13 protein-coding genes and 1 pseudogene are annotated in these 15,634 nt (G+C 64.7%); 12 read left to right on the forward strand and 2 right to left on the reverse strand.

Translation table 11 applies throughout. The features are described 5' to 3' along the window. The first annotated feature begins 4 nt into the window (after positions 1–4). The 12 genes and pseudogenes from LY284_RS05320 to LY284_RS05375 all read left to right on the forward strand — a co-directional run bounded on the left by LY284_RS05320 (position 5) and on the right by LY284_RS05375 (position 13,748). Positions 5–940 (forward strand): ABC transporter permease, encoded by a 936-nt coding sequence (locus tag LY284_RS05320; protein WP_233385099.1) that lies wholly within the window; start codon positions 5–7, stop codon positions 938–940. Beyond that, positions 937–1,908, forward strand: coding sequence for an ABC transporter permease (locus tag LY284_RS05325; RefSeq protein WP_233385109.1), 972 nt, complete (start codon positions 937–939; stop codon positions 1,906–1,908). The genes LY284_RS05320 and LY284_RS05325 overlap by 4 nt, the downstream gene beginning before the upstream one ends. Beyond that, positions 1,905–2,738, forward strand: coding sequence for an ABC transporter ATP-binding protein (locus LY284_RS05330; protein WP_233385112.1), 834 nt, complete (start codon positions 1,905–1,907; stop codon positions 2,736–2,738). The genes LY284_RS05325 and LY284_RS05330 overlap by 4 nt, the downstream gene beginning before the upstream one ends. Further along, entirely contained in the window at positions 2,725–3,534 is an 810-nt protein-coding gene (locus tag LY284_RS05335) for an ATP-binding cassette domain-containing protein (RefSeq protein WP_233385114.1), read from the forward strand. Before LY284_RS05330 ends, LY284_RS05335 begins: the two co-directional genes overlap by 14 nt. A gap of 148 nt (positions 3,535–3,682) precedes the next feature. Further along, the gene (locus LY284_RS05340) at positions 3,683–4,852 is read left to right on the forward strand and encodes a porin (protein ID WP_014191348.1); all 1,170 of its coding nucleotides are present in this window, start codon (positions 3,683–3,685) and stop codon (positions 4,850–4,852) included. Positions 4,853–4,929: 77 nt separating this feature from the next. Then, positions 4,930–7,041 carry a hydantoinase/oxoprolinase family protein gene (locus LY284_RS05345; protein ID WP_233385117.1) on the forward strand — a complete coding sequence of 704 codons (2,112 nt, stop codon included), beginning with the start codon at positions 4,930–4,932 and terminating at the stop codon, positions 7,039–7,041. Beyond that, on the forward strand, positions 7,038–8,879 hold the full coding sequence (locus LY284_RS05350; protein ID WP_233385119.1) for a hydantoinase B/oxoprolinase family protein: 1,842 nt from the start codon (positions 7,038–7,040) through the stop codon (positions 8,877–8,879). Before LY284_RS05345 ends, LY284_RS05350 begins: the two co-directional genes overlap by 4 nt. After that, the gene (alr, locus tag LY284_RS05355; protein ID WP_233385126.1) at positions 8,876–10,009 is read left to right on the forward strand and encodes an alanine racemase; all 1,134 of its coding nucleotides are present in this window, start codon (positions 8,876–8,878) and stop codon (positions 10,007–10,009) included. The genes LY284_RS05350 and alr overlap by 4 nt, the downstream gene beginning before the upstream one ends. Positions 10,010–10,167: 158 nt before the next feature. Continuing rightward, a pseudogene (locus LY284_RS05360) lies at positions 10,168–11,307 on the forward strand (2-isopropylmalate synthase); the annotation flags it as partial. A gap of 117 nt (positions 11,308–11,424) precedes the next feature. Further along, entirely contained in the window at positions 11,425–12,519 is a 1,095-nt protein-coding gene (locus LY284_RS05365; protein ID WP_233385136.1) for a branched-chain amino acid aminotransferase, read from the forward strand. 99 nt (positions 12,520–12,618) lie between these two features. Beyond that, positions 12,619–13,023, forward strand: coding sequence for an RNA chaperone Hfq (gene hfq / locus LY284_RS05370; protein ID WP_233385146.1), 405 nt, complete (start codon positions 12,619–12,621; stop codon positions 13,021–13,023). Positions 13,024–13,100: 77 nt separating this feature from the next. Further along, positions 13,101–13,748 (forward strand): hypothetical protein, encoded by a 648-nt coding sequence (locus LY284_RS05375; RefSeq protein WP_233385147.1) that lies wholly within the window; start codon positions 13,101–13,103, stop codon positions 13,746–13,748. A gap of 139 nt (positions 13,749–13,887) precedes the next feature. Here LY284_RS05375 and LY284_RS05380 read toward each other — a convergent pair whose 3' ends face one another. Next, on the reverse strand, positions 13,888–15,189 hold the full coding sequence (locus LY284_RS05380) for an RNA polymerase sigma factor (RefSeq protein WP_233385149.1): 1,302 nt from the start codon (positions 15,187–15,189) through the stop codon (positions 13,888–13,890). Then, entirely contained in the window at positions 15,186–15,584 is a 399-nt protein-coding gene (locus LY284_RS05385) for a VOC family protein (RefSeq protein WP_233385157.1), read from the reverse strand. The genes LY284_RS05380 and LY284_RS05385 overlap by 4 nt, the downstream gene beginning before the upstream one ends. Positions 15,585–15,634 lie beyond the last annotated feature (50 nt).

Raw genomic sequence — 15,634 nt, forward strand, 5'->3', positions numbered from 1 at the left:
CGCGATGAGAATTTTTTCCAGGCTGCTGTCTTCGCTGATGCTGCTCGTCGTCGTGAGCGCGCTGCTCTTCGCCATGTGCCGCGCGACGCCCGTTTCGCCCGCGCGCCTCACGCTGGGCAGCGACGCGAGCGCCGATCAGATCGCGTCGTTCAACCGTCAGTACGGGCTCGACCGGCCGGTCGTCGCGCAATACGGCACGTGGCTCGGGCAGGCGGCGTCGCTCGATTTCGGGCGCTCCTATGTCTCCGGCAACGACATCGGGCCCGAGATCGCCGATACGCTGCCGGGCACGGTCGAACTGGTCACGCTGTCGTTCGTGTTCACGGTCGTCATGTCGATATTGCTCGGCACGATCGCGGCGTTGAAAGAAGACGGCGCCGCCGATCACGTGTTGCGGATCGCGGCGATCGTCGGTCTGTCGATCCCTTCGTTCTGGCTCGGCCTGCTGCTGATCCGCTATGTGTCGCTCAAGACGGGCTGGCTGCCGGTCGGTGGAGTCGCGTCGTGGAGCGACGGCATCGGCGCGCATCTCGGCTCGTTCGTGCTGCCGGTGCTCACGATGTCCGTGTACTACATCGCGGTGCTGAGCCGGCTCGTGCGCACGAACATGGTGGATGCGTTGTCGCAGGACTATATCCGCACGGCGCGCGCGCTCGGCCTCCCGCGCGGACGCATTCTCGTCTATGCGCTCAAGAACGCGTTGCCGTCGCTCGTGAGCACGGCGGCGATGAGCTACGGCTACATGTTCGGCTGGGCGCTGATCGTCGAGCAGATCTTCAATTTGCCGGGCGTGTCGCGCGCGCTGCTGACCGCGATCTTCCAGCGCGACTATCCCGCCGTGCAGGCAATCGTGCTCGTGATCACGACGATTTTCATTGTGTCGAATTGCTGCGCCGACCTCGTGCAAGGCGCTCTCGATCCGAAGGTGAACCGCAAATGATGGCCGATTCCTCCTTGCCCGCCGTGCCCGACCGGCCTTCCGCGATGACCGCCACCGCGCGCGGCGCGGGCCGCTTCGTGCGCGCGCTGATGCGTGAGCCGACCGGTGCGGTCGGGCTCGTGCTGATCGTCGTGCTGCTCGGCGTCGCGCTGTGTGCGCCGCTCCTGCCGCTGAAGGATCCGTTGAAGCTCTTTATCGAACATCGTTTGCAGGCGCCGGGCGCGGAGTTCTGGCTCGGCACCGATCAGGTCGGCCGCGACGTGCTGAGCCGCGTGATCTGGGGTGCGCGGGCGTCGCTTGCCATCGGGCTTGCGGCGGTCGCGATCGGCATCGTGCTCGGCACCGCCATCGGCCTGATCGCGGGCTACAGGGCGGGCACGTGGATCGACGAGTTGCTCATGAAAGCGATGGAGGTGCTCGCGTCGATCCCGCTGCTCATCTGGGCCATTGCGCTCGTCGGCATCACGGGAACGGACACGATCCGCGTTGCGGGTATTGCGCTCTCTAACGAGACAAAGCTCGTGCTGCTGATCGGCGTGCTCTATGCGCCGGGTCTCGCCCGTCTCACGTATGGTCTGGCACGCGCGGAGGTGCAAGCGGAGTACGTCGCCGCGCGCCGTCTTCAGGGCGCGAGCGCAACGCGCATCGTACTCTCGGACGTGCTGCCGAACATCATTTCGCCCGTGCTCGTTCAGGCGACGCTGCTGCTCGGCGTGACGATCATCGTCGAGGCCTCCCTGAGTTTCATCGGACTGGGCGTGCAGCCGCCGACGCCAAGCTGGGGCGCGATGCTCTCCGATTCGCGCGCGCTCATCTTCACGGATTTCTGGTGGGTCTCGATCTTTCCCGGCGCGGCAGTGTTCGTGAGCGTGCTGGCGTTCAATCTCGTCGGCGACGGCATGCGCACGATTCTCGATCCGCGACGTCGCCGCCGCGTGGCCGACGCAACGCAGGGAGGCACGGCATGAACGGCGCGCTGCTATCGGTGGAAGGTCTGCGGGTCGCGTATGGGCAAGGCCGCGATGCGCTCGACGTGCTGCACGGTCTGGACCTGACGGTGAGGGCAGGCGAGGCCGTGGGCCTGGTCGGCGAATCGGGCTCGGGCAAGAGCGTGGCGTCGCTTGCCGTGCTCGGTCTGCTCGGCGCGGGCGGGCACGTGACCGGCGGGCGCATCCTCTTCGAAGGCGAAGATCTCGCGCGAGTGGGCGAAGCGCATCTGCGCGAACTGCGCGGCAAGCGTCTGTCGATGATCTTTCAGGACCCGGGCACCGCGCTCAATCCCGCGTTCACGGTCGGCACGCAGATCGCCGATGTGATTCGCGCACATCGTCCGGCACGCGGCCGGGCGCTCACGGCCGAGATCGAAGACATCCTCGCGCGGGTCGGCTTCAAGGATCCGCGTCGGGCGGCGCGCGCCTATCCGCACGAGCTGAGCGGGGGCATGAAGCAGCGGGCGCTGATCGCGGCGGCGATCGTCTGCGAGCCCGCGCTCCTGATCGCCGACGAACCGACCACCGCGCTCGACGTCACCGTGCAGGCGCAGATCGTTGCGTTGCTGCGCTCGCTGGTGCGCGAGCTGAACATGGGTCTCGTCTTCATCACGCACAACCTCGACTTGATGGCCGAACTGTGCTCGCGTGCTGTCGTGCTGCGTAACGGCGAAGTGGTGGAGCACGGCGGAGTTTCGCAACTTTTCAGGCAGCCGGCGCACGCGTACACGCGTCAGTTGATCGACAGCATTCCGCGCCTGCCGCGCGACGCCATGGCCGGGGAGGGCCGCAATCATGCCGCAATCTGATCGCGCCGTGCCGCTGCTGCGCCTGTCCGATGTGGGCAAATCGTATGCGCTGGGGCGCTCCGTGCTGACGCGCCTTCTGAATCGCGAGCAGTTTCACGCGGTGTCGGGACTGTCGTTCGATGTCGCGGCGGGCGAGTCGTTCGCGATCGTCGGCGAAAGCGGCAGCGGCAAGTCGACCGTCGCGCGCATGATGGTGCGCCTCGTCGATCCGACGACGGGCGAACTCGCGTTCAAGGGGCAATCCATCGCGCAACTGGCGGGCCGCGATCTCGCCGCATTCCGCCAGCAGGTGCAGATGGTGTTCCAGAGCACGATGAACTCGCTGAATCCGCGCAAGACGGTCGCCACGACGCTCACCGAAGCCATCGGTCGCGACGGCGTGCCGGTCGCCGATCTGCTCGACATGGTGCGCCTGCCGCGCGCGGTGCTCGCGCGCCTGCCGCATCAGTTGTCAGGCGGACAGCGGCAGCGCGTCGGCATTGCGCGGGCGCTGGCGCGCCGGCCGACGCTGCTCGTCGCCGACGAGCCGACCTCCGCGCTCGACGTATCGATTCAGGCGGAGATCATCCGCTTGCTGCGCGAGCTGCATCGCACGGCGGGTGTGACGCTCGTGGTCATCAGTCACGACCTCGCGCTTGTCGGTGAACTGTGCGAGCGCGTCGCCGTCATGCAGCACGGGCGTCTCGTCGAAATCGGCAGTGCGAGCCAAGTGCTGCACGCGCCGCGCGAACGCTACACGGCGGAACTGCTGGCGGCCATTCCGCGAGGGCTGGCAGGACAGCACGCGTCCGCTTGAGCGGCGCGACAAACCCACTACGCGACTGAATCGAAGCCCGGACATTCGGTGGACTGCCTGAAAATCCATGCGGAATGAATCGATTCACTCACGAATATCAACTGTCGCCGGGACCGGGCCATCGGCGACGCCAGTCTGGAGAGAAGCAGTGAAGATCAGATCGCTCGGCATGCTCGCGCTCGCGGGCGCGAGTTGTGCGGCCCACGCGCAGAGTTCCGTCACGCTGTATGGCGTCATCAACGAGGCACTGACGTGGTCGTCGAATCAGGGTGGCCATCACGCCGTGCAACTGACGGGCAACGGCGAATATGGCAGCCGCTGGGGCCTGAAGGGGGCGGAGGATCTGGGCGGCGGAACCCAGGCGATCTTCACGCTGGAGAACGGCTTCAATCCCGTCAACGGCGCGCTCGGCCAGAACAACCGCATGTTCGGGCGTCAGGCCTACATGGGTGTGACCAACGCGCAGTACGGCACGCTGACGTTCGGACGCCAGTACGACGCCATCGTCGGCACGCTGCAGACGATGACCTCCAACGGCGCGTGGGGCGGCGTGATGTTCTCGCATCCCTACGACAACGACAACACCGACAACTATCTGCGCGTGAACAATTCGGTGAAGTACACCTCGCCGAATTTTCATGGGTTCACCGGCATCGCGATGTATGCGTTCAGCAACGCCGCCGGCGACTTCTCGAACAATCGCATGTGGTCGGTGGGCAGCATCTATACGCAGGGCCCGTTCTCGATCGCGGCGGCCTATTCGCTCTACGACAGGCCCGGCGTCAACACCACGCCGACGGTCAACACCGGCGGCGCGATCACCTGCTGCGACGCGCCGATCACCTCGAAGCGCGAACAGATCGCGGGCATTGGCGCGTCGTACATCTACGGGCCGGCGAAGTTCAGCCTGATGTACAGCAATGCGATCTATACCGACGTGGGCACGTCGCTCACGAGCGGCATCAACTATCGCTTCAACAACTACGAGGCGAACGTGCGCTACACCATCACGCCGTCGCTCATCGTCGGCGCGGCGTACACCTATACGAGCGACAACATCACCGGCGGCCCCGATGGTCCCGCGCAGGTGCACTGGCATCAGGTGAACCTGCTGGTCGACCAGTTCCTGTCGAAGCGCACGTCGGTCTATCTGGAAGTGATCTGGTTGCGGGCAGGCGGCGGGGTGTTTCCGCGCCCGGTCGGCGGTCCGCTGCCGGCGACCTCGGATGGCACGCTCGCTTCGCAGATCCAGACGATGAATCCGTCGTCGTCGAAGAATCAGGCGGTGGCGAGCATCGGCTTCGTGCACAAGTTCTAACCGCTTTTTTTGATGCGGATAATGAATCGATTCACCAACGCGGCTCTGGCTGCGTCGAACATGAAGAGGCGGTGAGCATGTCAGAAAGACTTTATCGGGCAGGCGTGGATATCGGCGGGACGTTCACCGATATCGTCGTCATCGACGATCAGGGCGTGGTGCACACGAAGAAGGTGTCGTCCACGCCGCAGGACTACGGCGTGGCGATCGTTACGGGACTCGAGGCGCTGCTCGCGTCGCTCGGCGCGACGCCGCGTCAGGTGACGGAACTCGTGCACGCGACGACCATCGCCACCAACACGGTGCTGGAGGGCAAGGGCGCGCGCACGGCGCTGGTGACGACGCGCGGCTTTCGCGATGTGGTCGAGATCGGCCGCCTGCGCGTGCCGATGCTTTATAACCTCGCGTATCGCAAGCCTGCGCCGCTGGCGAAACGCCGTCATCGCTACGAAGTCGACGAGCGCCTGAATGCCGACGGCTCGATTGCGAAGGCGCTCGACGAAGCGGAAGTCCTCGCGGTGGCCGAGCGAATTGCGGAACAGAACATCGAAGCGGTCGCGATCAGCCTGCTGCACGCCTATGCGAATCCGGAGCACGAGATCCGCGTTCGCGAACTGTTGCGCCGCGTGCTCGGCGAGCGCGTGTATCTGACGTGCTCGCACGAGATTCTTCCCGAGATCCGCGAATACGAGCGCACCAGCACGACCGTGGTGAACGCCTATCTCGGCCCCGTCGTGGTGAGCTACCTGCACTCGTTGATCGCCCGGCTGCGCGATGTCGGCATGCGCGGGCCGGTGCAGATCATGCATTCGAATGGCGGCGTGATGAGCGCGGCGGCCGTCATGCAGAAACCGGCGGCGATCATCGAGTCCGGTCCGGCGGCGGGCGTGATCGCGGGGGCATCGGTGGCCTCGGCGTCAGGCTATGCCGACTGCATCACCGTCGATATGGGCGGCACGACCGCGAAGGCCGCGATCATCGAACGCGGCGAACCGGCGCGCACGACGGAATATGAAGTCGGCGCGGGCATCAACCTGAGCAGCAAGCTCGTGAAGGGCGGCGGCCATGCGGTGAAGCTGCCGTTCATCGATGTGTCGGAGATCGGCGCGGGCGGCGGCAGCATGGTGCGCATCGATGCGGGCGGCCTCGTGAAGGTCGGACCGGACTCGGCCGGTTCCGTGCCCGGTCCGGTTGCCTACGATGCCGGCGGCACGACGCCCACGCTCACCGACGCGGTGCTCGCGCTCGGCTATCTGAATCCCGAGTATCTCGCAGGCGGCGAGTTACGCATCAACCATGCGAAAGCCTGCGACGCGATGCGCGCGCATGTGGCCGTTCCGACGAACACTGAACTCCACGAAGCCGCCTACGGCGTGTTCTCGATCGCCGCATCGACGATGACGCGCGCCGTAAAAGCCGTATCGACGTATCGCGGCCGCGACCCGCGCGACTTTGCGTTGTTCGCGTTCGGCGGCAACGGACCGATCATCGTGCATGCGATCGCCGCGCTGCTCGACATGCGTACGGTCATCGTTCCGCCCAGCCCCGGTGTGTTCAGCGCGCTCGGTCTGCTGTTCTCGACGACGCAGCACGAATTCATGCAGACGATGTTCCGCCGCCTCGACGCCGATGCCGCAGCGCCGCTTGGCGATGCGCTCGAAGATCTGGCCGCGAGCGCGCGCGCGGAGATGATGGAAGAAGGCCTCGCGCGCAATGACATCGAAATGCGCTGCTCGCTCGATCTGCGTTACGCGGGACAGGCGTATGAACTAGCGGTGCCGCTCGCGTGGCGATCGGGCGAGACCGTCGATATCGAAGAAGTGAAGGGCGCCTTTCACGCGGAGCACGAGCGCACCTACGGCCACGCGTCGCAGGACGATGCCGTCGAGCTCGTCAATCTGCGCGTGCTCGGCAGTCTGAAGTCGGAGCGCTCGCGCGTGTACGACGCACGGCGCGCGGGAGGGAACCGAGCCGATGCGGCCACATGCGTAACGCGGCGCGCGTACTTCGGCCCCGCTCATGGATTCGTCGATACGCCCGTAATCTCGCGCGCAATGCTGCGCGCCGCGCCGCTCGACGGACCGGTCATCGTCGAGGAATACGACTCGACCTGCGTCGTGCCGCCGGGCGCGCGCGCCCGCGTCGACGCGCATGAAAACATCGTCATTACGCTGGGAGAGAACGCATGACCTCCGCACCGCACACGCCGTCTTCGGACGACGCCATCACGCTCGAAATCGTCAAGAACGCACTCGGCTCGGTGGCGGACGAGATGGCGCTCGTCGTGCTGCGCTCGGCCTATTCGCCGATCGTGCGCGACTCGATGGACTTCTCGACCGCCGTCTTCGACCGGCAGGGCCGCGTGATCGCGCAGGGTCTCACGCTGCCGATCCATCTCGGCGCGTTTCCGGCGGCAATGCGCAACGTGATCGAACGCTTTAGCGCGAACGGCCAGCCGGGCGATGTCTATGTGATGAACGATCCGTACACCTCGGGCGGCATGCATCTTCCCGACGTGTATCTGATCCAGCCCGTCTTCTTCGACGGACGCATCGAAGGCTATGTCGCGACGATCGTGCACCACGCCGATGTCGGCGGCATGGCGCCGGGCAGCATGGCGATCGGCGCGACCGAGATCTTTCAGGAAGGCTTGCGCATTCCGCTGCTCAAGCTTTTCGACGCGGGCGAGCCGAATCACACGCTGATCGCGCTGCTCGAAACCAATTCGCGCATGCCCGATCAACTGCGCGGCGATCTGCGCGCGCAGGTCGCATCGTGCCGCGCGGGCGCACGCGGGCTCGCGCAACTGATCGAGAAATACGGCGCGGATGGCTTCGCGCGGCTCGTCAATGCGCTGCACGGTTATGCCGAGCGTCTGACGCGCCAGGCGATCGCCGCGATGCCCGACGGCGAATACGGCTATGAGGACTTCATCGACGGCCTGGGCGAGCGGCCGCAGCCGATCCGCTTTCGCGTCAAGGTGACCGTTGCCGGCGACGAAGTGACGATCGACTGGAGCGGCACCGATGCGCAGGTCGCCGGCGCGATCAACGGCCCGTTCGCGACGACGCAATCGGTCGCGTACGCGGCGGTGCGCTGCGCGATCGGCGTCGACGTGCCGAATTGCGAGGGCTTCTCGCGGCCGGTGCGCGTGTTCGCGGAGCCGGGCTCGATCGTCAATCCGGTGGAGCCGGCGGCGTGCGCGGCGCGCGGCATCATGGCGTATCGCATGTTCGACGTGCTGCAGGGCGCGTTTGCGCAGATCGTGCCGGACGCGATGCCGGCGCTCGGCGAAGGCGGCCCGTCGGTGGTGTCGATCTCGGGGCGCGGCGCGGCGGGCAACTGGCTGATCACGGACGGCATCCTCGGCAGTTGGGGCGCAAGCGGGCAGCGCGACGGCAGCGAAGGCATCGCCAATCCGCTCGGCAATCTGTCGAATCAGCCGGTCGAACTGATCGAGGCGCGCTTGCCCGTCGTCATCACGGATTATGGTTTCGTGCCGGACTCGGGCGGCGCGGGCAAGCATCGCGGCGGTCTCGCGATGCGCCGCACCTACGCGCTGCGGGCGGAAAGCGCGTCGCTCGGCTTGCGCTCGGACCGGCGCGTGCATCGGCCCGCGGGATCGCACGGCGGACTGGACGGCTCGCCGTCGTTCAATCTGCTCACGCGCGAGGGCGAAGTCACGCTGCTGCCGAGCATGCCGAGCGCGGTCATCGCGCTCGGGCGTGATGACCGGGTCTGTCATATCGCGGCGGGCGGCGCGGGCTACGGTCCGCCTTGGGAGCGCGAGCCGCGAGCAGTCTTCGAGGATGTGCTCGACGGACTGATTTCCGAGCGCATGGCGCGCGATCTGTATGGCGTGGTCATCGACCGGGGCGAAATCGATCCTGCCGCGACCGAAGCGGCACGCGCCGCGCTCGCACGATTGCCGGCCGATGAACTGCGCGCGCGGCAGGAACGCGTCTTCGCCGAATCGAACGGTCTGCAGGAAGCGCTTTCTTCCCAAACCGGCGAGGTGCGGACATGAACGCATGCGCCGACGACCTGCGCGAATACCGTTTGCTGCGCCCCGCATGGGCGGAAATCGATGAAGGCGCGATCGCCGCGAATCTCGCGGTGGCGCGCAAGCTCGCGGGCGACGCGAAAATCTGGTTCGTCTGCAAGGGCGACGGCTTCGGTTTCGGCGCGGCGAAGGTTGCACGCTTGGCGGACACAGCGGGTGTCGATGGCCTCTGTGTCGGCAGTCCGGAGGAGGGCATGGCGATCCGCGCGGCGGGCGTCACGCGCGACATCCTGCTGTTCGCATCGACGCTGCCGGAGGACGCGGCGCGCGTCGCGGCGCTCGGCCTGACGGTCACGATCCAGAGCATGGAGAGCCTGCGCGCGTTCGTGACGGCGGGCGTTCCGGTCGATGCGTTCATCGAGATCGATCCGGGCTTCGGCCGCTTCGGCTTTCTCGCGTCGCAATGGCCGGAGGCGTTCTCCGCGCTGGCGCATCAGCGCACGGTTCGCCTGAAGGGCATCTATACGCACCTGAGTTCGCCCGGCGACGACGCAATCACTGCGCGCCAGGCTGGCGTCTTCGATGCCGCGCTCGCCGATGCCCGTTCAGCGGGCTTTGACGATCTGGAAACCATGCTCGCGAGCTCGCGCGTGATGATCGCGCATCCGGAACTGCGTTACAGCGCGGTCGATCCGGGACGGCTGCTCTACGGCGCACTCGATGCCGAATGGATGGCGCGCGTGCCGTTGCGCCCGATGCTGCGCGCCATTCGCGGACGCATCATCCATGTGCAGGAACATCCGGCAGGATCGATGCTCGGCATCGGCTATGCGGCGCCCATTCGCCTCGAGCGCGCGGTGCGCGTGGGCGTCGTGCCGATCGGGTTCGGGGATGGGCTGAATCACGTGCCGCCGCTCGGGCGCGTGCTCATCGGCGGACGCGAGGCGACGATCATGGGGCGGCGCTCATTGCAGCACACGGTGATCGATCTGAGCGCATTGCCCGAGGCCCAAGTCGGCAGCGTCGTGACGTTCGTCGGCGAGGACGGCGGCGGGTTCATCGGCATCGACGAACTGGCGGATGCGGTTCGCGTTCCGGTAATGGAGTTGCTGCCACGGGTCGTCCGGATGCTGCCTCAGATATCCCAGATTTGAATTTGGAGGCGGGAAACGCGGGTTGCCCCTAGATTGGCTCGCGGCATCGTTAGCTATAATCGCGCGGTCAGGCGCTGTGATCCAGCGTCTCGACAGGCAGGAAGGGTTACCCCCCATTCCCTGATCAACGCAATTGCCGTTCCCCACAGGAGACTGGCATGTCAGACCGCCTCATCATTTTCGACACCACCTTGCGCGATGGAGAACAGTCGCCGGGTGCGTCGATGACCCAAGACGAAAAACTGCGCATCGCCCGACAACTCGAACGCATGCGCGTCGACGTGATCGAAGCGGGGTTCGCCGCGAGTTCCGAAGGCGACTTCCAGGCGATTCGAGCCATCGCGAGCGAGATCAAGGACAGCATCGTCTGTTCTCTGGCGCGGGCGAACGAGCGTGATATTTCGCGAGCCGCCGAGGCGCTGAAGCCGGCCAGCCGGTCGCGCATTCATACCTTCATCGCCACGTCCGCGCTGCACATGGAGAAGAAACTGCGCATGTCGCCTGATCAGGTCTATGAACAGGCGCGGCGCGCGGTGCGTCTGGCACGTGGTTACACCGATGACGTCGAGTTTTCGCCGGAAGACGCAAGCCGCTCCGATCTCGACTTTCTCTGTCGCGTGATAGAAGGCGTGATCGACGAAGGTGCGACTACCATCAACGTTCCCGATACGGTCGGCTATGCCGTTCCGGATGGCTATGCCGCCTTGATCCGCGAACTTCGCGAACGCATCCCCAATTCCGACCGGGCGGTCTTTTCGGTCCACTGTCACGACGATCTCGGCCTGGCCGTGGCCAACTCGCTGGCGGCCGTCAAGTCGGGCGGGGCCAGACAGATCGAATGTGCGATCAACGGCCTGGGCGAGCGAGCGGGCAATACGGCGCTCGAGGAAGTCGTGATGGCAGTCAAGACGCGACGCGATGTCTTCGGCCTCGATGTGCGCGTAGACACGACTCAGATTGTCGAAGCCTCGCGGCTGGTGTCGGAGATCACAGGGTTCACGGTGCAACCTAACAAGGCGGTAGTGGGCGCTAATGCATTCGCACACGCATCGGGTATCCACCAGGACGGCGTCCTGAAAGCGCGCGACACCTACGAAATCATGCGCGCCGAAGACGTAGGCTGGAGCGCGAACAAGATCGTGCTCGGCAAACTGTCTGGACGAAATGCATTCAGGCAGCGGTTGCAGGAGTTGGGAATCGAGATGGCCAGCGACGCTGAACTGAACGCCGCGTTCGTTCGCTTCAAGGCGCTCGCCGATCAGGAAGCAACCGTGTCCGACGACGCACTCGTCGCTTTGTCGCAGCAAGGCAAGGTCACGGATACTACCGGTTTGCAACGTTGACGTTCCATTTCAATCCATCGCGGGTCGCCGTGTGAGTCTGGTGCCCCGTCTTGTCTTTGGTCGAATGAAAGCATGAAAACTGATATGCCCACACAGTTTGTCGTTTCCCCGAGCGCGACGCCGACTCCGCACGATCAGATCGTCGCGAGCATTTCAAACCCCGTATTCGGCCGGGTGTTCACCGATCACATGGCGACGATGCGCTGGACCAACACCCTTGGCTGGCACGATGCGAAGGTCGAGCCTCGCCGGCCGTTTCAGATCGATCCCGCTTGCGCCGTGCTGCACTATGCGCAGGAAATTTTTGAAGGCATGAAAGCGTACCGCGGCGAAGACGGCTCGATCTCGCTATTCCGCCCGTTCGAGAATGCCAAACGATTTCGGGCCTCGGCCGCGCGTCTTGCCATGGCCGATCTGCCGGAAGCGCTCTTCGTCGGGGCGGTGGAGTCTCTCGTCAAGGTAGACCGGGACTGGGTGCCGGGTGGCGATGGCAGTCTCTATCTACGTCCGTTCATGTTTGCCTCCGAGAGCTTCCTCGGCGTGCGCGCGTCACACGAGTACGTGTTCTGCGTCATCGCCTGCCCGGTAGGTCCGTACTTCAAGGCAGGGAAGTCGTCGGTGACTGTCTGGGTGTCCGACCAATACACGCGCGCGGCGCCGGGCGGAACGGGTTCGGCCAAATGCGGGGGAAACTATGCTGCCAGCCTGATCGCGCAGACCGAGGCTGCGGCCAAGGGCTGCGACCAGGTCGTTTTTCTCGATGCCGCCGAGCACAAATGGATCGAAGAGATGGGCGGGATGAATCTTTTCTTCGTCATGGACGATGGTTCCCTGACAACGCCGCCACTCTCAGGCACGATTCTGCCGGGCATCACCAGGGCTTCGATCATCGAGCTTGCCAGGCGTGAAGGCATCGTAGTCAACGAAACGCCGTATGCTTTCGACGCGTGGCGTGCCGATGCCGCGAGCGGCCGTGTGCGGGAGGCATTCGCTTGTGGGACCGCTGCTGTCGTCACTGCGGTCGGTGAGGTTCGCCATGCCGCTGGAGAGTTTAAGATCGGCAACGGGGAAGAAGGGCCGGTGACGCAACGCATCCGCACGCAGCTGACCGGAATTCAGCGTGGTAAGCTCGCCGATCCTCTTGAATGGGTTTATCGCATCGACTGAGGCTGATTGGAGCTGGTTTGCGCTCATCCTTGCCGAAGTGGGTGCGTGGCGCCATGCGTCGCGCACTCGTGCGGGAAAACGCCGCGCCAAGAGGCAGACGTGATTATCGTTGAGCTTATTGCGCGCCTGGAGCAGTATCCCGAGATGGGTTGTCGAGCGGATTTCTATTCAGTGATCGGACACGATCGAATATGCCTGAGCCCATCAAAACTTAAGGACAAAACTGAAATGGCGCAGAACCAACCCGGTGTACAAGGCGACTTTCTCAATGCGGCGAGAAAGGAAGGGAAGCGCGTGGCGATCTATCTGGTCAACGGAATCAGATTGGTTGGACACATCCAGTCATTCGATACGTACATGCTTTATCTCAGTTCGACCACAGGATCCCAGATGATCTTCAAGCACTCGATCTCGACGATCGGCGAAGACACGGGTCCGGCCGTTCGGTCGAACAGCCGAGCGAGCGGACCGCGCGACTTCACAAATCGTTCTCACGCAAAATAGGCAGCTACGGCGTTTCCAGGGGGTGGCTTCGCTGCGTTCCAGCCGCGTTCGTTTTCAGCTAAAGACCGTACGAGACGATGAATAAGGCAAAGACGAAACTAACCCGTCAAGACGCTGAGCGCCTTTTCGAGGGTCTGCCTGCGGGAGCAACCGCGAAGGCGTCGAGCCGTCCTGAGAATCCTTTCGGGCCAGAAGTGTCCGACGTCGTCAAGCGCGTCGAAGACGAATCCGCGCTCTGGAAAGACAACCTGATCACGCTCCCGGTGGCAATCGAGTTGCCCAAAGGCTATGACTCGGTGTCGCGCATGCGCGAAGCGATGACGCGGGCTCTGCGCGTGAAGTGGGTCAGGGAGGGCAAAGACGAGGTTGTCGCCGAGTTTCCGGAAGGCTGGACGGCGATTCGCCCAGTAAGTGGCCCCAGCGAGTTGCGAGATCCGTCCGGCGTAGTCCGCGGCTTGTTCGGATGGGCCAAGAATGCTGAGCTCAGGCTCCTGCCGCGTTATCAGATCGAGTCACAGACAAACACTTCGAACGGATTGGGAAGCGTGCTTGTTCGCGATCGCGGGAACGGTCAAATTCTCGAGCGGTCTTCCAATTGGTCGGCGCGCACGGGCACCCAGCATCCAGATTGGACGAAGCTCGCAGCGTGGCTTGATTTACGTTATCCAGATCATCACGACCCGCTGCGGTACTGGGACGATTGCGAGAAAAATCTCCGAAGCTGAGTTGGTGTGGGGGCTCGTTGTTCTTGCGAAGAATCGCGATCTGTTTGGCGGTAACGCGACATTTGAACTTGGGACCTACAACCAAAACGTTGATAATTTATCTTATGTAAAATCAAATTTTCACCGCAACAAGACCCCCTCAACCCATCTCCCCAGCCCGCCTCATCAAAAACTCCTTTTCCCGCGCATTCTTCGCCAGCGACGCCGCGCGCTCGAACTCCGCTCGCGCTTCATCTCTACGCCCAAGCCTCGCCAGCAGATCCGCGCGCACGCTCGGCAGCCAGTGATACCGGCTGAGCGATGCCGCGTCGGTGAGCGCATCGACGATCGGCAGCGCCTTTTCCGGCCCATACGCCATGCTCACCGCGACCGCCCGGTTCAGTTCCACGACCGGCGTCGGCGCGGTCTGCATCAGCGCGTCGTAAAGTGCGACGATCATCGGCCAGTCGGTGTCGGCGGCGCTCGCCGCGCGCGCGTGGCATGCCGCCAGCGCCGCCTGCAGCGCGTACACGCCGCGCGCGCCGCCCAGCGCCTCCGAACGCTTCAGCGCCGCCAGCCCGCGCCGGATCAGCAACGGGTCCCAGCGGCTGCGATCCTGATCCGGCAACAGCACCGGCCGCCCATCCCGGTCGACGCGCGCCTTCATGCGCGACGCCTGAATCTCCATCAGCGCGACGAGCCCGTGAACCTCGCTCTCGTTCGGCGTCAGTTCCGCGAGAATCCGTCCGAGCCGCAGCGCGTCCTCGCAGAGCGCCGGACGCATCCAGTGGTCGCCGGCGGTCGCCGAATACCCCTCGTTGAAAATCAGATAGATGACTTCGAGCACCGAGCCGAGCCGCGCCGCTCGCGCATCCGCCTGCGGCACCTCGAACGGCACGCGCGCCGCCGACAGCGTGCGCTTCGCCCGCACGATGCGCTGCGCGATGGTCGGCTCGGGCACGAGAAACGCGCGCGCGATCTCGTCCGTGGTGAGCCCGCCGATCAGGCGCAGCGTCAACGCGGCCCGCGCATCGACGGACAGCACCGGATGGCACGCCGTGAAGATAAGCCGCAGCAGATCGTCGCCGATGTCGTCCTCACGCGCGGCGTCCAGCGCATCGACGAAATCCGGCGTGACGTACGCCTCCTGCGCGTCGAGATCGCGGCCGTATTCCTCGTGTTTTCTCGCGTGCAGCGCGTGCTGCCGCAGCCGGTCGAGCGCCTTGTTTTTCGCTGTCGTCATGAGCCACGCTCCCGGCTTATCCGGCACGCCCACGCCCGGTTGGCCCCAGTGTTCGAGCGCCGCGACGAACGCATCCTGCGCGAGTTCCTCGGCGAGCGCGACATCGCGCACGACGCGCGCGACGCTCGCAATCACCTTCGCCGACTCGATGCGCCAGACGGCGTCGATCGCCCGCCGGGCCGCATCGCCGGCTTCTGCCGCCTTCGCTTTTCCGCTCACGCCGCTTCCGGATTCATATGCACGAGCTCCCAAATGTGACCGTCGAGATCCTCGAAGCCGTGGCCGTACATGAAGCCGTGATCCTGCGGCTCGCGCGGCGCGCGCCCGCCCGCGGCGATGGCCTTCGCCACCAGATCGTCGACTTCCGCCCTGCTCTCGCATGACAGACACACGAGCGTTTCGGTGCTTTTGTGCGCGTCGGCGATGGGCTTTTCCGTGAAAGTCTGGAAGAACTTCTCGACGAGCAGCATCGCGAAGATGTTCTCGCCGATGACGAGGCACGCGGCGTCATCGTTCGTAAATGCCGGGTCGAAACTCAGGCCCAGCGCCTTGAAGAAGGTCATCGAACGCTTGAGGTCGCGAACCGGGAGGTTCACGAAAATCTGTTTGTGCATGACAGGGGTCTCCGGGGTTTTCAATACCACGACGAACGACTCACGCAAAA

It is taken from the genome of Caballeronia sp. PC1 (genome assembly GCF_021353155.1).
Taxonomy (GTDB): Bacteria; Pseudomonadota; Gammaproteobacteria; order Burkholderiales; family Burkholderiaceae; genus Caballeronia; species Caballeronia cordobensis.